Source organism: Pseudomonas umsongensis, from assembly GCF_002236105.1.
Taxonomy (GTDB): Bacteria; Pseudomonadota; Gammaproteobacteria; order Pseudomonadales; family Pseudomonadaceae; genus Aquipseudomonas; species Aquipseudomonas umsongensis.
This window is the reverse complement of record NZ_NIWU01000002.1, coordinates 499,779-518,586: the sequence shown is the minus strand read 5'-3', so window position 1 is coordinate 518,586 and position 18,808 is coordinate 499,779. Positions and strand designations below refer to the sequence as shown.

Here is an 18,808-nt window from a genome sequence, read left to right as displayed (position 1 = left end):
TCTACTGTAGGAGCTGCCGCAGGCTGCGATCTTTTAGCGGCGGTTGGCCCAACGTTGTCTCAACCACTCGAGGTCTTCAGGGCGAGTAACCTTGAGGTTGTCCGACCGTCCTTCAATCAAGCGAGGAGCCAGCCCGGCCCACTCCATGGCGGAAGCCTCATCGGTAATCACGGCATCAGCCACCAGGCTGTCCGCCAATGCCCGATGCAACGCACCGAGGCGAAACATCTGCGGCGTGTAGGCCTGCCAGATCACACTGCGATCCACGGTTTCGACCACACGACCGTGCTTGTCGACCCGTTTGAGCGTATCCCGCGCCGGAACCGCCAGCAGTCCACCGACAGGATCATCCGCCAACTCCGCCAGCAGCTTGTCCAGATCGTTCCGACTCAGGTTTGGCCGTGCGGCATCGTGAACCAACACCCAATCCTCATCATCGGCACCTTGGGCATGCAAATGCAGCAATGCGTTGAGCACCGATCCGGAACGCTCGGCGCCACCCTCGACCCGTGTTATACGCGGATCGCCGGCAAGCGTCAGGCTCGACCAATAAGGATCATCAACAGCAAGACTGACCACCAGGCCTTTCAGGCAAGGATGATCGAGAAAACAGCCAAGGCTGTGTTCGAGAATAGTGCGCCCGCCCAGTTGCAAGTATTGCTTGGGACGGTCCGCGGCCATACGGGCACCGACGCCCGCGGCAGGAATCACGGCCCAGAAGGCCGGCAGAGACAGGTTCATTGCGCCAACTGGTAAAGGGTTTCACCGTCCTTGACCATGCCCAACTCATGGCGAGCCCGCTCTTCAACGGTCTCCATGCCCTTTTTCAACTCACTGACTTCCGCGTCCATCACGCGATTACGTTCCAGCAATGTCTGGTTCTCGGCCTGCTGATCCGCAATCTGCTGCGTCAGCTCAGCCACTTGCGCCAGACTGCCATTACCCACCCACAGGCGGTATTGCAGGCCAGCCAGCAACAGGAGCAAGACGAGAAACAACCAATTGGGACTGCGCATCGAATATCAGGTATCCAGTGAAAAAAGACAGCCATACCAAAACGTGAAGCTACTGATAGCACGAAGCCTGGAAGAACCAGGCTTGTGCTTTCAAGGCATCAGATTAGTGGCAAAAGCGTCGCTGTTGCGATTTTTCCGACACAATCCGGTGTCTTTTTTACCAGCCAGTGCCGTGCCTCACCAATACGCTCCTTTTTGACGAGTGACTGTTGTTGTCAGACAAGGCGCCGCGACGAGTCATAGCTGGCTATGGCGAGGAGCGGCAACGCAGTATGACGACAACAGGCACCGTCAAAAATGAGCAGTATTGGCGAGGCACGGCACTCTATCAACCGCGGAATTCGCTGCGGCCGTTGTACTTGGCTTTACCGTTCAACTGCTCTTCGATACGCAGCAGTTGGTTGTACTTGGAAACGCGGTCGGAACGGCACAGGGAGCCGGTCTTGATCTGGCCAGCCGAAGTGCCCACGGCCAGGTCGGCAATGGTCGAATCTTCGGTTTCGCCCGAACGGTGCGAGATCACGGCGGTGTAACCGGCGGCCTTGGCCATCTGGATGGCTTCCAGGGTTTCGGTCAGGGTGCCGATCTGGTTGAACTTGATCAGGATCGAGTTGGCGATCTTCTTGTCGATGCCTTCTTTCAGGATCTTGGTGTTGGTTACGAACAGGTCATCGCCTACCAGCTGGGTCTTCTCGCCGATCTTGTCGGTGAGGATTTTCCAGCCAGCCCAGTCGGACTCGTCCAGGCCATCTTCGATGGAGATGATCGGGTAACGCTCGGTCAGGCCTTTCAGGTAGTCGGCGAAACCTTCAGCGGTGAACACCTGGCCTTCGCCGGACAGGTTGTACTTGCCGTCTTCGTAGAATTCGCTGGCTGCACAGTCCAGGGCCAGGGTCACGTCGGTGCCCAAGGTGTAACCGGCGTTGGCCACAGCTTCGGAGATCACTTTCAAAGCGTCTTCGTTGGAAGCCAGGTTAGGTGCGAAACCACCTTCGTCGCCCACTGCAGTGCTCAGGCCACGGGCCTTCAGAACAGCCTTGAGGTGATGGAAAATCTCGGTGCCCATGCGCAGGCCTTCCGAGAAAGACTTGGCGCCAACCGGCTGCACCATGAATTCCTGGATGTCGACGTTGTTATCGGCGTGCTCGCCACCGTTGATGATGTTCATCATCGGAACCGGCATCGAGTAAACACCCGGGGTGCCGTTCAGGTTGGCGATGTGCGCGTACAGCGGCAGGTCCTGGTCCTGTGCTGCTGCCTTGGCCGCGGCCAGGGAAACGGCGAGGATCGCGTTGGCGCCCAGGGAACCTTTGTTTTCAGTACCGTCGAGCTTGATCATCGCCAGGTCGAGGGCTTTCTGGTCGCTTGGGTCCATGCCTTTCAACAGGTCTTTGATCGGACCGTTGATGTTGGCCACGGCCTTGAGTACACCCTTGCCCAGGTAACGGCTCTTGTCGCCATCACGCAGCTCGAGCGCTTCACGCGAGCCAGTGGAAGCACCGGACGGCGCGCAAGCGCTGCCGATGATGCCGTTATCGAGAAGCACATCCGCTTCCACGGTGGGATTGCCACGGGAGTCGAGAACTTCACGACCTTTGATGTCGACGATTTTAGCCATTGTTGTAAACACTCCAAAGTTGACGAAAACGACGCAGCTAGAGGAAATCTTTTACCGTCGGCAAGTGAGTTGCAGCGGGCAGGCTTGCGGACGATAAGGATCAGGCCCGAGGGCCTGAGCATTAAATCGTGCGGTACTTTACCGGAGAATTGAGGATTACGCGGTTTCTACCGTCGGAAAACTCTTCACCAGTTCGTCCAGGGCTTTGAGCTGGGCCAGGAATGGCTCCAGTTTGTCCAGGCGCAAGGCGCAAGGACCGTCGCACTTGGCGTTGTCCGGATCCGGGTGGGCTTCGAGGAACAGGCCCGCCAGGGACTGGCTCATGCCGGCCTTGGCCAGGTCGGTGACCTGGGCGCGACGCCCACCGGCGGAGTCGGAACGACCGCCAGGCATTTGCAGCGCGTGGGTCACGTCGAAGAACACCGGGTATTCGAACTGCTTCATGATGCCGAAGCCGAGCATGTCGACGACCAGGTTGTTGTAGCCGAAGCTCGAACCACGCTCGCAGAGGATCAACTGATCGTTACCCGCTTCCACGCACTTACTCAGGATGTGTTTCATTTCATGAGGTGCGAGGAACTGGGCTTTCTTGATGTTGATCACCGCGCCGGTCTTGGCCATCGCGACCACGAGGTCGGTCTGGCGAGACAGGAAGGCCGGCAGCTGGATGATCTCACAGACTTCAGCGACGACCGCGGCCTGCTCCGGCTCGTGGACGTCGGTGATGATCGGCACGCCGAAGGCTTGCTTGATGTCCTGGAAAATCCGCATGCCCTCTTCCAGGCCGGGACCACGGTAAGAGGTCACGGAGGAACGGTTAGCCTTGTCGAAGCTGGCTTTGAACACGTAAGGGATACCCAGTTTCTGGGTAACCTTCACGTACTCTTCACAGACCTGCATCGCCATGTCGCGGCTTTCCAGCACGTTCATGCCACCGAACAAAACCATTGGCTTGTCGTTGGCAATCTCGATATCGCCTACGCGGATGATCTTCTGCGCCATGGGGTTCAAGCCTTCTTCTGGTGTTGAGCCAAAGCTGCTTTAACGAAACCGCTGAACAACGGGTGGCCGTCGCGAGGCGTCGAGGTGAACTCAGGGTGGAACTGGCAGGCGACGAACCATGGATGATCCGGGGCTTCAACCACTTCAACCAGAGCGCCATCGCCGGAACGGCCGGAGATTTTCAGGCCGGCTTCGATGATCTGCGGCAGCAGGTTGTTGTTCACTTCGTAGCGATGACGGTGACGCTCGACGATCACGTCCTTGCCGTAGCAGTCATGGACCAGGGAACCCGGCTCCAGCAGGCAATCCTGCGCGCCGAGGCGCATGGTGCCGCCCAGGTCCGAGGCTTCGGTACGGGTTTCGACGGCGCCGGTGGCATCTTCCCACTCGGTGATCAGGCCCACGACCGGGTGACCGCTGGCACGATCGAACTCGGTGGAGTTGGCGTCTTTCCAGCCCAACACGTTACGAGCGAACTCGATCACGGCCACCTGCATGCCCAGGCAGATGCCCAGGTATGGAACCTTGTTTTCGCGAGCGTACTGGACGGCAGTGATCTTGCCTTCCACGCCACGCAGGCCGAAGCCGCCAGGCACCAGGATCGCGTCGACGCCTTCGAGCAGAGCGGTGCCCTGGTTCTCGATGTCTTCGGAATCGATGTAGCGCAGGTTGACCTTGGTGCGGTTGCTGATACCGGCGTGGCTCATCGCTTCGATCAGCGATTTGTACGCATCCAGCAGCTCCATGTACTTGCCGACCATGGCGATGGTGACTTCGTGCTCAGGGTTGAGCTTGGCGTCGACCACGGCTTCCCATTCGGACAGGTCGGCACCGCCGCATTGCAGGCCGAAACGTTCGACGACGAAATCGTCCAGGCCCTGGGAGTGCAGGATGCCCGGGATCTTGTAGATGGTGTCGGCGTCTTCCAGCGCGATCACCGCACGTTCTTCAACGTTGGTGAACTGCGCGATCTTGCGACGCGAAGAAACATCGATCGGGTGATCGGAGCGGCACACCAGCACGTCTGGTTGCAGGCCGATGGAGCGCAGCTCCTTGACCGAGTGCTGGGTTGGCTTGGTTTTGGTTTCGCCAGCAGTGGCGATGTACGGCACCAGCGTCAGGTGCATCAGCATCGCGCGCTTGGCGCCGACTTCGAAACGCAACTGGCGGATGGCTTCGAGGAACGGTTGCGACTCGATGTCACCCACGGTGCCACCGATCTCGACCATCGCCACGTCGGCATCGCCGGCGCCCTTGATGATGCGGCGCTTGATTTCGTCGGTGATGTGCGGGATCACCTGGATGGTTGCACCCAGGTAGTCACCACGACGCTCCTTGCGCAGCACGTGTTCGTAGACACGGCCGGTGGTGAAGTTGTTGTTCTGGGTCATGGTCGTGCGGATGAACCGCTCGTAGTGGCCCAGGTCCAGGTCGGTCTCGGCGCCGTCGTGGGTGACGAACACTTCACCGTGCTGGAACGGGCTCATGGTGCCCGGGTCGACGTTGATGTACGGGTCCAGCTTCAGCATGGTGACCTTAAGTCCCCGCGCCTCCAGGATGGCCGCCAATGATGCCGATGCAATGCCTTTCCCCAATGAAGAAACAACACCGCCCGTGACGAATATGTAGCGCGTCATGAAAAACCCTAGAAGTCTGCGTTAAAGCGGTCCGAGCCGCCGGGGAAAGCGAAGGAAGGCCGAAGCCCCCGATCACCTGCATTAATCACAGTGCACCTTTCAAAAAAACCGCCGCGTTGGGACAGACCGGGAAATGAAACACCGGTTCGTTGCTCGCTACACATTTTTTGGAATCGCCCAGCAAAGACTGCTTGGTAATCGGCAACTCCTGCAATTCAGGCGAATCCACAGAAGTTGTATCAAGAAGGGAGCGTAGTCTACCGGAAAGCCCCTTTCAGCTCAAACCTTGATCTTCGCCTGGTGGTTGCCAATGTAAATGCCAGTCACCCTGGGCCTTGCCGTCCAACCCCGGCAGGTTCGCCACCGCCAGCAATTGCTCGCCCTTGTACAGCAGCGGCAATCTGCCGCGCACGAACTGCGGCACCGCGGTTTCATTGAGCAAACGCTTGAGATCGCGATGCCCACGACCCGGCAGAGCCATCACCTCGCCCCCCTCACGATAGCGGATCTGCAGTATGCCTGCGGGGATTTGTCCACTGAGCGTGAGTACGCCGTTATCGGGCAACACCAGCGGCTGCGCGGGTTCAAGCCATGCTCCAGGCGCGGGCACCGCGCGCAACCAGGCACCGGATAACCACCAGATACGCCCACCCGCCCGATGCAGCTGGCCATCGGCGAGGCGCCAGATCGGCCGGGCGTCGCCGGTGGCATCGCGTAAATCGACCCAACCCGACCAATGGTCACTGTCCGGCAGTCGGGTCAGGGGTTCGAGCCAATGGCTGAGCGCATTGCGCTGGCGAGCGGCGGAGAGTTTTTCCAAGGGAGCGAGGTCGAGCGACGGCAGACCCAGCCAATCGAAATCACTTGGCGTGTTCGCCTGGCTCAAGTCGATTTGCGCAAGATCATCGAGCAATCCCTGCGCCTCACTGAGATGCGCAGCACTGCGAGCCATGGTCACGAGTGCCTGTGGCCACCGCGCAGTCAATGCCGGGAACACCTGATGACGCAGGTAATTGCGCGAGAACTGCCGGTCTTGATTGGAAGGATCCTCGATCCAGCTCAGCTTGTGTTCCGATGCATAGGCTTCCAGCTCAGCGCGCGTAACATCGAGCATGGGTCGCAACAGATGCCCTTTTCCCAGAGGACGCTGGCGCGGCATCCCCGACAGACCCCTTACCCCGGCGCCGCGCAACAAGCGAAACAGCAAGGTTTCCGCCTGATCGTCACGGTGCTGGGCCGTCAGCAGCACTTCATCGGCTTGAGTGACCTCACTGAACGCCGCATATCGTGCATCGCGGGCGGCTCGCTCGAGGCTGGCGCCGGGTTGCACTTGCACGCGGACGACGTGCAGCGGCACGCCCAACGCACCACAGACCGACTGACAGTGATCCGGCCATGCGTCGGCCACAGCCTGAAGGCCGTGATGGACATGGATGGCACTGAGCGCCGGCAGGGATTCGGTTTTGGCGAGCTGTGCGAGCAGGTGCAGCAGGACGGTGGAGTCGAGGCCACCAGAGAATGCGATGTGCCAAGCTGGGGCATTGCGCCAGGGTTTCAGATTCAGCAGGAGCCTGGCAGATAGATCGATATTGAAAGGATTCATAGAGATCGATCACTTCACATAAATCCACTGTAGGAGCTGCCGCAGGCTGCGATCTTTTGATCTTGAAAAAGCAAGATCAAAAGATCGCAGCCTGCGGCAGCTCCTACAAGGGTACCGCGAGGTCTGTTACAGACCGTAGCTCATCAGACGCTCGTAACGACGATCCAACAGCGCCTTGTGGTCGAGCTTCTTCAGCATCGCCAGTTGCGTGCTCAGCTCGGCACGGATCGATGCAGCCGCAGCCGCCGGGTCACGGTGAGCGCCACCCAGGGGCTCGCCGATCACTTTATCCACGATACCCAGGCCTTTGAGGCGCTCGGCGGTGATGCCCATGGCTTCAGCGGCGTCCGGGGCTTTCTCGGCGGTTTTCCACAGGATCGATGCGCAACCTTCCGGCGAGATCACCGCGTAGGTCGAGTACTGCAGCATGTTCAGCTGATCGCAAACACCGATCGCCAGCGCACCACCGGAACCACCCTCACCGATCACGGTGGCGATGATTGGGGTTTTCAGGCGCGCCATCACGCGCAGGTTCCAGGCAATCGCTTCGCTCTGGTTACGCTCTTCGGCGTCGATGCCGGGGTAGGCGCCCGGGGTGTCGATGAAGGTCAGGATCGGCATCTTGAAACGCTCGGCCATTTCCATCAGGCGGCAAGCCTTGCGGTAGCCTTCCGGACGCGGCATGCCGAAGTTACGGCGAACTTTTTCGCGTACTTCGCGGCCTTTCTGGTGGCCGATGACCATCACAGGCTGGTCCTCCAGACGGGCAATACCACCGACGATGGCGGCGTCGTCGGAGAAGTGGCGGTCGCCGTGCAGCTCATCGAACTCGGTGAAGATGTGTTCGATGTAGTCCAGGGTATATGGACGCTTCGGGTGACGCGCCAGACGCGCGATCTGCCAGCTGGTCAGCTTGCCGAAGATGTCTTCGGTCAACGTGCTGCTCTTGTCTTGCAGGCGGGAGATCTCATCGCCGATATTCAGCGAATTGTCATTACCGACCAAGCGCAACTCTTCGATCTTGGCTTGCAGGTCGGCGATCGGCTGTTCGAAATCCAGAAAATTCGGGTTCATAGGCGTCCGTCTTGGGTCGGCGTCCAAGGGAGCTTGGGCCGGCCGGTTGTCTATTCGCGCCCTACCATAAGGGAGAGGCGCGCTAAGGTCGAGATTAAAAATTCTGCTCAAGCCCAGGGTTGCGTAATGTCACCCTGACCTTAACGGTATTGGAGGAAGACGTTGTCTCGCCCGAACTGGTCACGCAGGGCTTGAATCAACGCATCCGCCGGGTCGATTCGCCAGCCTTCGCCGAACTGCAGCAAGGCTTTCGCATCGGGACTGGTGTAGTCCATGGTAATCGGGCACGCACCGCGGTGACGCTTCAACAGCTCACCCAGCCAGCGTAGCTGATCGCCCTTGAGATCCTTGGCATGCAGCTTCAGGCGCAGGCTTTCGGCCAGGTTGGTGCGCGCATCTTCCATGCTCATCACCCGCTTGACCCGTAACCGCAGGCCGCCGGAGAAGTCGTCGTTGCTGACTTCGCCTTCGACCACCACCATCGCATCGGTCTGCAACAGCGATTGCGCGGAATGGAACGCATCGGCAAACAGCGATGCTTCGATCCGCCCCGAACGGTCGTCGAGGGTGATGAAGCCCATCTTGTCGCCCTTTTTATTCTTCATCACCCGCAGGGCGATGATCATGCCGGCAACGGTCTGGGTATCGCGCGCCGGCTTGAGGTCGATGATGCGCTGGCGGGCGAAACGGCGGATTTCGCCTTCGTATTCGTCGATCGGGTGACCGGTCAGGTACAGGCCCAGGGTGTCTTTCTCGCCCTTGAGACGTTCCTTGAGGGTCAGTTCCTTGGCTTTGCGATGATTGGCGTAGACGTCAGCGTCTTCTTCCACGAACAGCCCGCCAAACAGGTCGGCATGGCCGCTGTCGTGGGTCCGGGCAGTTTGCTCGGCGGCCTTGATTGCCTCTTCCATCGCGGTCAGCAAGACCGCGCGGTTACGGTCGATATTGGCCTGGTAGGCTTTGGCTTCGTCATGGAAGTACGGCCCCAGGCGATCCAGCGCACCGCTGCGGATCAAGCCGTCGAGGGTCCGTTTGTTGATGCGCTTGAGGTCAACCCGGGCACAAAAATCGAACAGGTCCTTGAAGGGACCGTCCAGCCGCGCCTCGGTGATCGCCTCTACCGGGCCCTCGCCCACCCCCTTGATTGCGCCCAGGCCATAGATGATCCGACCTTCGTCGTTTACCGTGAACTTGAACTCGGAAGTGTTCACGTCCGGCGCGTCGAGACGCAGCTTCATCGTGCGCACTTCTTCGATCAAGGTCACGACCTTGTCGGTGTTGTGCATGTCCGCCGAGAGCACTGCGGCCATGAACGGTGCCGGGTAGTGCGCTTTCAGCCACGCGGTCTGGTATGACACCAGGCCATAGGCCGCGGAGTGGGATTTGTTGAAGCCATAACCGGCGAATTTTTCTACCAGGTCGAAAATGTTACCGGCAAGGTCCGCATCGATGTTGTTGGTGGCACAACCTTCAATGAAACCGCCGCGCTGCTTGGCCATTTCCTCGGGCTTTTTCTTACCCATCGCCCGACGCAGCATGTCCGCACCGCCGAGGGTGTAGCCGGCCATGACCTGGGCGATCTGCATCACCTGTTCCTGATACAGGATGATGCCGTAGGTCGGGGCCAATACGGGCTTGAGGCCTTCGTACTGATAGTCGGAGTGCGGGTACGCCAGCTCGGCGCGACCGTGCTTACGGTTGATGAAGTCGTCCACCATGCCCGATTGCAGCGGGCCCGGACGGAACAGGGCCACCAATGCGATAAGGTCTTCGAGGCAGTCGGGCTTGAGCTTTTTGATCAGCTCTTTCATGCCGCGCGATTCAAGCTGGAACACCGCGGTGGTTTCAGCTTTTTGCAGCAGCTGATAGGTCGGTTTGTCGTCCAGCGGGATGAACGCAATGTCCAGCGGCGGTTCGTTGACCTTGGCGCGGTCGCGGTTGATGGTCTTCAGCGCCCAGTCGATGATCGTCAGGGTTCGTAGGCCGAGGAAGTCGAACTTCACCAGGCCGGCCGCCTCCACGTCGTCCTTGTCGAACTGGGTTACCAGGCCATCGCCGGCTTCGTCGCAATAGATCGGCGAGAAGTCCGTCAGTTTGGTCGGCGCGATCACCACGCCACCGGCGTGCTTGCCGACGTTTCGCACAACGCCTTCAAGTTTGCGGGCCATCTCCCAGATTTCTGCGGCTTCTTCATCGACCTTGATGAAGTCACGCAGGATCTCTTCCTGTTCGTAGGCCTTTTCCAGGGTCATGCCAACTTCGAACGGGATCATCTTCGACAGGCGATCCGCCAGGCCGTAGGACTTGCCCTGCACCCGCGCCACGTCACGGACCACCGCTTTCGCCGCCATGGAACCGAAGGTGATGATCTGGCTTACGGCGTTACGGCCGTATTTTTCAGCCACGTAGTCGATCACCCGGTCGCGACCGTCCATGCAGAAGTCGACGTCGAAGTCGGGCATGGAGACCCGTTCCGGGTTAAGGAAACGTTCGAACAGCAGGTCATATTCCAGCGGGTCGAGGTCGGTGATCTTCTGCACGTAGGCCACCAGCGAGCCGGCACCCGACCCCCGGCCGGGGCCTACCGGCACGCCGTTATTCTTCGCCCACTGGATAAAGTCCATCACGATCAGGAAGTAACCGGGGAAGCCCATCTGGATGATGATATCCAGCTCGAAATTCAACCGGTCGACGTAGACCTGACGCTTGGCCTCATAGTCTTCGGTGGTGTCCTTGGGCAGCAGGACGGAGAGCCGCTCTTCCAGGCCATCGAACGAAACTTTGCGGAAATACTCATCGATGGTCATGCCATCGGGGATTGGGAAATTGGGCAGGAAGTGCGTGCCCAGCTTGACCTCGATGTTGCAGCGCTTGGCGATCTCGACGGTGTTTTCCAGCGCCTCGGGAATGTCGCTGAACAGCTCGGCCATTTCCTCGGCGCTTTTGAGATACTGCTGATCGCTGTAGTTCTTCGATCGTCGCGGGTCGTCGAGGGCACGGCCCTCGCCGATGCACACGCGGGTTTCGTGGGCGGCGAAATCTTCCTGTTTGAGGAAACGCACGTCGTTGGTCGCGACCAGCGGTGCGCCGATTTTCTCGGCCAACGCCACGGCGCCATGCAGTTGTTCTTCATCGTTGGGGCGGTTGGTGCGCTGGATTTCCAGATAGAAGCGATCCGGAAACACGGCCATCCATTCACGCGCCAGGTTTTCCGCTTCTTGCGGGTTACCACTGAGCATGGCCTGGCCGATCTCGCCCTCTTTGGCCGCAGACAGCATGATCAGGCCATCGCTGGCCTCGGCCACCCATTCGCGCTCAATGATGATCGAGCCATTGCGCTGACCCTCGATGAACCCGCGAGAAATCAATTCGGTGAGGTTGCGATAACCCGCGGCGTTCATCACCAGCAGGCTGATCCGGCTCAGGGGGTTATCCGGGTCCTTGTTCGACAGCCACAGGTCAGCGCCGCAGATCGGCTTGATCCCGGCACCCATGGCGTTTTTATAGAATTTGACCAGGGAACACATGTTGTTCTGGTCAGTGACCGCTACGGCAGGCATGTTCATGCCGACCAGGGTCTTGACCAGCGGTTTGATCCGCACCAGACCGTCGACCAGGGAGTATTCAGTGTGCAGGCGTAGGTGAACGAATGAAGCCGGCATAGTGATCCTGCGTTAAGTCATGAAAACAACAAGGCCCGGATTGTACCGGGCCTTGGTAAAAAAAATCAGCCTTACAACTAACTCTCGATGAGACTCTCCCGAGCCTCATAAGCCAGCCGTACCGGAGCAAACGAGCGGCGGTGAATCGGAGTCGGACCCAAGCGTGCCAGCGCTTCCAGATGAACGGGCGTCGGGTAGCCTTTGTGTCCGCCGATGCCGTAACCGGGGTAGATCAACTCGAAAGCCGCCATTTCACGGTCACGACTGACCTTGGCCAGAATCGATGCCGCGGCGATGGCCGGTACCTTGCCATCGCCCTGCACCACGGCTTCGGCGCGCATCGGTAATTTCGGGCAACGGTTGCCGTCGATCATCGCCAGTTTCGGCTGGATGTGCAGCCCGGCAACCGCGCGCTGCATGGCCAGCATGGTGGCGTGAAGGATGTTCAGCTCGTCGATCTCTTCGACTTCGGCGCGGGCAATGCACCAGCTCAGGGCTTTTTCGCAGATTTCGTCGAAGAGCTTTTCGCGTCGGGCTTCGGTGAGTTTCTTCGAGTCGTTGAGACCGAGGATCGGACGATTCGGATCAAGGATCACCGCCGCCGTCACCACCGCGCCACAGAGCGGCCCGCGACCGACTTCATCGACTCCGGCTACCAATTCTTCAACCTCCGCGACCAAGGTGAAATCCAGCCCCATCTGCATACTTTCTTTACTCATTTTACCGGGTCGATCAGGTTCAGCACTGCATCCGCAGCCTGGTTGGAGGCATCCAGACGAAGGGTCCGGTGAATTTCATCAAAACCGCGGGTTTGCTCTTCACCACCTTCGATCAGTGGCGACAAGGTTTGGGCCAGCGCTTCAACTGTCGCATCGTCCTGCAACAACTCAGGCACCAACAGGCGTTGGGCCAGCAGGTTCGGCAAGGACACGTAGGGGCTTTTCACCATGCGCTTTAGAATCCAGAACGTCAGCGGTGCCAGGCGATAGGCTACGACCATCGGTCGCTTGTACAACAACGCTTCAAGGGTTGCTGTACCGGAGGCAATCAGCACAGCGTTGCACGCCGCCAGCGCCAGATGGGACTTGCCGTCGAGCAAGGTCAGCGGCAAATCGCGACCGGCCAACAGCTCTTCAAGCTGTGCCCGGCGTTGCGGATTCGCGCAAGGCACGACAAACCGCACTCCGGGGCGCAGGGCCCGCAGGCGTTGGGCCGTATCGAGAAACAAGGCGCCGAGACGGCCGACTTCGCCGCCACGACTACCGGGCATCAACGCAACCAACGGCCCGTCAGGCAATCCCAGTTCGGCCCGCGCAGCAGCGCGGTCGGCTTCCAGCGGAATGGCATCGGCCAAGGTATGCCCGACAAACCGCACGGGCACGCCTTTCTCTTCGTAGAATTTCGCTTCGAACGGGAACAGCGTGAGCATCAGGTCGCAACCTTCGCGAATCTTCAGCACGCGCTTCTGGCGCCACGCCCAGACGGACGGGCTGACGTAATGCACAGTCTTGATCCCGGCCTGACGCAGCTTTAGTTCGATATTGAGGTTGAAGTCCGGGGCGTCGATACCGATGAAGACATCCGGCTTCGCGGCGATCAGGTCGGCTACCAGCTTTTTTCGGCGTTTGAGTAATTCACGCAACCGACCCAGCACTTCGACAAGGCCCATGACCGACAGGCGTTCCATGGGAAAATAGGACACCAGGCCTTCTGCCTGCATCAATGGGCCGCCGACACCGATGAATTCGACCACCGGATGGCGCGCCTTGAGCGCACGCATCAGACCCGCACCCAAAATGTCGCCGGAAGCCTCGCCCGCCACCAGCGCAATACGCAGATTGGCCATGATTAGCGGGTGATGCCGCGGGTCGAGGACTGTATGGAGTCGCGGAACACTGCCACTTCCGGGAACTGGGCAGAGGACTCGGCCAGTTCGGCGAGCGCTTGCTCAACCGTCAGCCCCTGGCGATAGACCACCTTGTAGGCACGACGCAGGGCGTGGATCGCGTCCTCGCTGAAACCGCGACGGCGCATGCCTTCAAAGTTCATGCTACGGGCTTCAGCCGGGTTGCCGAACACCGTGACATAGGCCGGGACGTCCTTGCCAATGGCGGTCCCCATGCCGGAAAAGCTGTGGGCGCCGATGTGGCAGTACTGGTGAACCAGGGTGAAACCGGACAGGATCGCCCAGTCATCCACGTGTACGTGGCCGGCCAGCGCCGTGTTGTTGACCAGGATGCAGTGGTTGCCGATAACGCTGTCGTGACCGATGTGCGCATAGGCCATGATCAGGTTGTGATCGCCCAGAGTCGTTTCTGAACGATCCTGGATGGTTCCACGGTGAATCGTCACGCCTTCGCGGATGACGTTGTGGTCACCGATCACCAGGCGGGTTTCCTCGCCTTTGTATTTCAGGTCGGGCGTGTCCTCACCTACCGAGGAAAACTGGTAGATACGGTTGTGCTTACCGATTCGGGTCGGGCCTTTGAGAATAACGTGTGGCCCGATGACCGTTCCCTCGCCGATTTCCACACCTGCGCCGACGATCGACCACGGGCCGACCTCGACACCGTCAGCCAGGACGGCTGTCGGATCGATGATTGCGCGAGGGTCGATCAAACTCATAGTTTGCGTTCCGCACAGATGATTTCAGCGGAGCAGACCGGCTTGCCATCGACCGAAGCCTGGCACTCGAACTTCCAGATCTGACGCTTGCAGCTGATGAACTTGGCCTCGAGGATCAGCTGATCGCCCGGCAATACAGGCTGGCGGAAGCGCAGCTTGTCGGAGCCGACGAAGTAGTAAAGGGTGCCATCGGCCGGTTTCACGTCGAGCATTTTGAAACCAAGGATCCCGGCAGCCTGAGCCATCGCTTCGATGATCAGAACGCCCGGCATGATTGGATGCGCGGGGAAGTGACCATTGAAGAACGGTTCGTTGATGCTGACATTCTTGTAGGCGCGAATGCGCTTGCCTTCCACATCCAGATCCACGACCCGGTCCACCAGCAGGAACGGGTAACGGTGAGGCAGGTATTCGCGAATCTCGTTGATGTCCATCATTTCGGGGGGAAGCCTATGTAAAGATTGGGAGCGCGCGACTGACGCACACTCCGCTAGCAAATCAAGGACGCAGTCTAGCGGCTGTGCACACTTGATATGGAAATGGTATCAGCCATCTGATGAAGCATTACCGCCAGGGGTCACTTCCCCTGTTTGCTTTTCCAGCTGTCGCAGACGTCGCGCGATGTCATCGAGCTGACGAATACGTGCCGCGCTTTTGCGCCATTCGGCGGCTGGCTGCATCGCCGTACCGGAGGAATAGGCACCCGGCTCGGTGATCGAGTGGGTCACCATGGTCATCCCGGTGATGAAAACGTTGTCGCAAATATCGATATGCCCCACCAGCCCTACGCCACCGGCGAGCATGCAGTGCTTGCCGATCTTGGTGCTGCCGGAAATACCCACGCACGCCGCCATGGCGGTGTGATCACCTACCTGGACGTTGTGGGCGATCTGAATCTGGTTGTCGAGCTTCACGCCGTTGCCAATGACGGTATCAGCCAGCGCACCGCGGTCAATGGCGGTGTTAACGCCAATTTCCACGTCGTCGCCGACCAGCACACCACCAATCTGGGCGATTTTTTGCCAAATGCCTTTCTCGTTGGCAAAGCCAAAGCCTTCACCACCAAGCACTGCACCTGACTGAATCACCACCCGCTTGCCGACGCGCACGTCGTGATACAGCGTGACGCGCGGGGCAAGCCAGCCTCCCTCGCCAATAACGCTACGGGCACCGATGAAGCAGTGCGCCCCCACGCTCGTACCGGCAGCAATATGCGCCCCGCTTTCGATGACCGCAAATGCACCGATACTCGCCGTCGGATCGACCACCGCATCCGCCGCAATCACCGCCGTCGGATGAATTCCGGCCGCCGCCTTGGGCTTTGGGTCGAACAGGTGGGAAATACGCGCGTACGCTGCGTAAGGGTCAGGCACCACCAATACATCGCCGGCAAAACCTTCGGCATCAGCGGTCTTGAGCAACAACGCTGCCGCCTGACTGCCTGCCAGGTATTTGCGGTATTGGGGGTTTGCGAGAAAGCTCAACTGAGTTGGGCCAGCCTCCTGCAAGGTGGCTAGCCCAGTAATTGCTTTCTCCGGGTCGCCACGTAGCGTGGCGCCGAGGAACTCGGCCAGCTGGCCGAGCTTAATGGTCACGGTCATGGATTACTTCAGCTGATTCATGCGCTCGATGACCTGGCGCGTGATGTCGTACTGAGGCTTGACATCAATCACTGCACCACGCTCGAAGACCAGGTCAAAAGCACCTTTCTTGATGACTTCTTCCACAGCGCTGTCCAGTTTCGGCTTGAGCTGCTTCAGCATTTCACGGTCGGCAACGGCTTTGGCTTCGTTCAGTTCCTTGGACTGGAACTGGAAGTCACGCGCCTTTTGCTTGAACTCAAGCTCCAGACGCTCACGCTCGCCTTGCTGCATTTTGTCGCCACCGGCCATCAGACGATCCTGGATGCCCTTGGCGCTGCTTTCCAGCGTCTTGAGCTTGCTCAGCTGAGGGCCGAATTTCTTCTCGGCATCCACGGCGTATTTCTTGGCCGCATCCGACTCCAGCAGAGCCATCTGATAGTTCAGAACAGCGATTTTCATGTCGGCAAATGCCGGGCCTGCAACCAGTACGGAAGCCAGGAGAACCAATTGAGTCAACTTACGCACGATGCACTCCTACAAAATCCATTGTCGTTATCTTGGGGCAGACGCTTAGAACGTCTGGCCGAGGGAGAATTGGAACACTTGAGTTTCAGCGTCATCCGGTTTCTTGACTGGCATGGCCAGCGCAAAGCTCAGAGGACCCAGTGCGGTGACCCAGGTCACACCCACACCGACGGAACTGGCCATATTGCTCAGACTGATGTCGTTGCACTTGGTGTTGGACTTCGTGCCATCAGCGTTGGTGGTATCAGAGCACGACGAATCGAATACGTTACCCACATCCCAGAATACCGAAGTACGCAGGGAACGCTGGTCCTTGACGAACGGCAGCGGGAACAGAACTTCCACACCACCCTGGATCAACACGTTACCACCGAACGGCAGCGGATCCTGGTCCGGGTCGAACGCAGTGCCAGGGTTCTTGCCGGTACTTGGCGTACTGCGAGGACCCAAGGTGCTGTCCTTGAAGCCACGAACCGAGTTGAAACCACCAGCATAGTAGTTTTCATAGAATGGCAAGCCATCGGTCGAACCGTAGCCATCGCCATAACCCAACTCGGTGTGCAGGCGCATGGTGTAGTTGTCGCTCAAAGGCTGGAACAGTTGGCCACGGTAATCGAGCTTGAAGAACGACAGGTCGCTGCCCGGCGTAGTGGTTTCCAGCACGAGGCTCTGGGAATGGCCACGCGTCGCCAGTACACCCTTGTTCAAGGTGGACTCGGACCAACCGGCCGAAGCCTTGAAGTTCAGGTACTTGTCGCCTTCCTTGTTAACGAAGTCGAAAATCTCGTCAACGGTATAGACACCGGTCTTGATCTCGTCCTGCTGGGCCGTCAGGCCGAAGGTCAGGCGCGAAGTCTCGCTGATCGGGTAGCCGACGCTCACGCCTGCACCCAGGCTGTCCACGGCATAGCTGGCAACGTCGACGTCGAGGTCATCGTAGTCAGTTGTACGATAGAAAGCGTTGTAACCTAGGCTCACGCCGTCGGCAGTCCAGTAGGGGTCGACATAACCGAAGTTGTAGCGACTCTGGTATTCACTGCGGGTCAGGCCGATGCTGACCTTGTTACCGGTACCCAGGAAGTTGTTCTGGGTGATCGAACCACCGAGGATCAGGCCCGCGCTCTGGGCGAAACCGACGCTGGCGGTGATCGAACCGGATGCCTGCTCTTCAACGCTGTAGTTGACGTCTACCTGGTCATCGACACCCGGTACGGCCGGGGTTTCAACGTTGACTTCCTTGAAGAAGCCCAGGCGCTCCAGACGAGTCTTGGATTGGTCGATCAGGTAAGTCGACGCCCAGCCACCTTCCATCTGGCGCATTTCACGGCGCAGTACTTCGTCTTCCGACTTGGTGTTGCCACGGAAGTTGATGCGGTTCACGTAGGCACGCTTGCCTGGATCGACAGCGAAGGTGATGTCTACGGTGTGGTCGTCATCGTGGGGCTGAGGAACCCCGTTGACGTTGGCGAAGGTGTAGCCCTCGTTACCCAGGCGACGGGTGATCAGCTCGGACGTGGTGGTCATCAGCTTGCGCGAGAACACCTGGCCTTTCTGCACCAGCAACAGGGACTTGACCTGGTCTTCAGGGACTTTCAGGTCACCGCTGAGTTTCACGTCACGAACGGTGTACTTGTCACCTTCGTTGATGTTGACGGTGATGTAGACGTGCTTCTTGTCCGGGGTAATGGACACCTGGGTCGAAGCGATATCCATGTTGATGTAGCCACGGTCCAGGTAGTAGGAACGCAGGCGCTCCAGGTCACCGGAGAGTTTTTCACGGGCGTACTTGTCATCGTTCTTGAAGAACGACAGCCAGTTGGTGGTCTTGAGTTCGAACAGGTCGATCAGGTCTTCATCAGGGAAGACCGTGTTGCCTACCACGTTGATGTGCTGGATAGCTGCAACGGTGCCTTCGTTGATGTTGACCTTCAAACCAACGCGGTTGCGCGGCTGCGGCACCACTTCGGTGTCGACGGTAGCGGAGTAGCGACCCTGGGCGACGTACTGGCGCTGCAGTTCGTTACGTACGCCTTCGAGGGTGGCGCGCTGGAAGATCTCGCCTTCGGCCAGACCGGATTGCTTGAGGCCTTTCATCAGGTCTTCGGTGGAGATCGCCTTGTTGCCCTCGATCTCGATACTGGCAACCGACGGACGTTCGACTACCGTGATGACCAGGACGTTGCCATCGCGGCCCAGTTGGATATCTTGAAAGAACCCGGTTTTGAACAGCGCACGAGTGGACTCCACCAGGCGTCGATCATCCGCCTGTTCACCGACGTTCAACGGCAAAGCACCAAAGACGCTACCCGCGGAGACCCGCTGGAGGCCATTGACGCGAATATCAGAGATAGTGAAGGACTCGGCGTGAACTTCGGCGATCATCAATACGGTGAGAACCGCAGTTAGCAGCAGACGTTTCATGAAGTCCTTTCTTATTCCAACTGGCAATAAACAAACTGCCGC

At 59.0% G+C, this 18,808-nt stretch carries 15 protein-coding genes; all 15 read right to left on the bottom strand.

Annotation, left to right across the window (positions count from 1 at the left end; all coding sequences use genetic code 11):
• Window positions 1-33 precede the first annotated feature (33 nt).
• Complete coding sequence (gene ispD / locus PSUM_RS12635) at window positions 34-741, bottom strand: 2-C-methyl-D-erythritol 4-phosphate cytidylyltransferase (protein ID WP_020795985.1); 708 nt, start codon at window positions 739-741, stop codon at window positions 34-36.
• Window positions 738-1,016 carry a cell division protein FtsB gene (gene ftsB / locus PSUM_RS12630; RefSeq protein WP_008057335.1) on the bottom strand — a complete coding sequence of 93 codons (279 nt, stop codon included), beginning with the start codon at window positions 1,014-1,016 and terminating at the stop codon, window positions 738-740. Before ftsB ends, ispD begins: the two co-directional genes overlap by 4 nt.
• Before the next feature lie 328 nt (window positions 1,017-1,344).
• A complete protein-coding gene (eno, locus tag PSUM_RS12625; RefSeq protein WP_008057334.1) occupies window positions 1,345-2,634 on the bottom strand; it encodes a phosphopyruvate hydratase in 1,290 nt (429 codons plus the stop codon).
• A gap of 156 nt (window positions 2,635-2,790) precedes the next feature.
• A complete protein-coding gene (gene kdsA / locus PSUM_RS12620) occupies window positions 2,791-3,636 on the bottom strand; it encodes a 3-deoxy-8-phosphooctulonate synthase (protein WP_020795984.1) in 846 nt (281 codons plus the stop codon).
• A gap of 5 nt (window positions 3,637-3,641) precedes the next feature.
• The gene (pyrG, locus tag PSUM_RS12615; RefSeq protein WP_020795983.1) at window positions 3,642-5,273 is read right to left on the bottom strand and encodes a CTP synthase; all 1,632 of its coding nucleotides are present in this window, start codon (window positions 5,271-5,273) and stop codon (window positions 3,642-3,644) included.
• Window positions 5,274-5,547: 274 nt separating this feature from the next.
• A complete protein-coding gene (gene tilS / locus PSUM_RS12610; RefSeq protein WP_033041153.1) occupies window positions 5,548-6,876 on the bottom strand; it encodes a tRNA lysidine(34) synthetase TilS in 1,329 nt (442 codons plus the stop codon).
• Window positions 6,877-7,002: 126 nt separating this feature from the next.
• Entirely contained in the window at window positions 7,003-7,950 is a 948-nt protein-coding gene (locus PSUM_RS12605) for an acetyl-CoA carboxylase carboxyltransferase subunit alpha (protein WP_008057327.1), read from the bottom strand.
• 140 nt (window positions 7,951-8,090) lie between these two features.
• On the bottom strand, window positions 8,091-11,612 hold the full coding sequence (dnaE, locus tag PSUM_RS12600; RefSeq protein WP_020799856.1) for a DNA polymerase III subunit alpha: 3,522 nt from the start codon (window positions 11,610-11,612) through the stop codon (window positions 8,091-8,093).
• A gap of 77 nt (window positions 11,613-11,689) precedes the next feature.
• Complete coding sequence (rnhB, locus tag PSUM_RS12595) at window positions 11,690-12,316, bottom strand: ribonuclease HII (protein WP_033041566.1); 627 nt, start codon at window positions 12,314-12,316, stop codon at window positions 11,690-11,692.
• Between the two features lie 11 nt (window positions 12,317-12,327).
• Window positions 12,328-13,458, bottom strand: a complete 1,131-nt coding sequence (gene lpxB, locus PSUM_RS12590; RefSeq protein WP_020799858.1) for a lipid-A-disaccharide synthase — start codon at window positions 13,456-13,458, stop codon at window positions 12,328-12,330.
• Window positions 13,459-13,460: 2 nt separating this feature from the next.
• Window positions 13,461-14,237: an acyl-ACP--UDP-N-acetylglucosamine O-acyltransferase gene (lpxA, locus tag PSUM_RS12585; RefSeq protein WP_020799859.1), complete on the bottom strand. Its 777-nt coding sequence runs from the start codon at window positions 14,235-14,237 to the stop codon at window positions 13,461-13,463.
• Window positions 14,234-14,674 carry a 3-hydroxyacyl-ACP dehydratase FabZ gene (gene fabZ / locus PSUM_RS12580; RefSeq protein WP_007940511.1) on the bottom strand — a complete coding sequence of 147 codons (441 nt, stop codon included), beginning with the start codon at window positions 14,672-14,674 and terminating at the stop codon, window positions 14,234-14,236. Before fabZ ends, lpxA begins: the two co-directional genes overlap by 4 nt.
• 108 nt (window positions 14,675-14,782) lie before the next feature.
• Entirely contained in the window at window positions 14,783-15,838 is a 1,056-nt protein-coding gene (lpxD, locus tag PSUM_RS12575) for a UDP-3-O-(3-hydroxymyristoyl)glucosamine N-acyltransferase (protein ID WP_020799860.1), read from the bottom strand.
• 3 nt (window positions 15,839-15,841) lie between these two features.
• Complete coding sequence (locus tag PSUM_RS12570; protein ID WP_008057318.1) at window positions 15,842-16,345, bottom strand: OmpH/Skp family outer membrane protein; 504 nt, start codon at window positions 16,343-16,345, stop codon at window positions 15,842-15,844.
• 45 nt (window positions 16,346-16,390) lie between these two features.
• On the bottom strand, window positions 16,391-18,766 hold the full coding sequence (gene bamA, locus PSUM_RS12565) for an outer membrane protein assembly factor BamA (RefSeq protein ID WP_020799861.1): 2,376 nt from the start codon (window positions 18,764-18,766) through the stop codon (window positions 16,391-16,393).
• Between the last annotated feature and the right edge of the window lie 42 nt (window positions 18,767-18,808).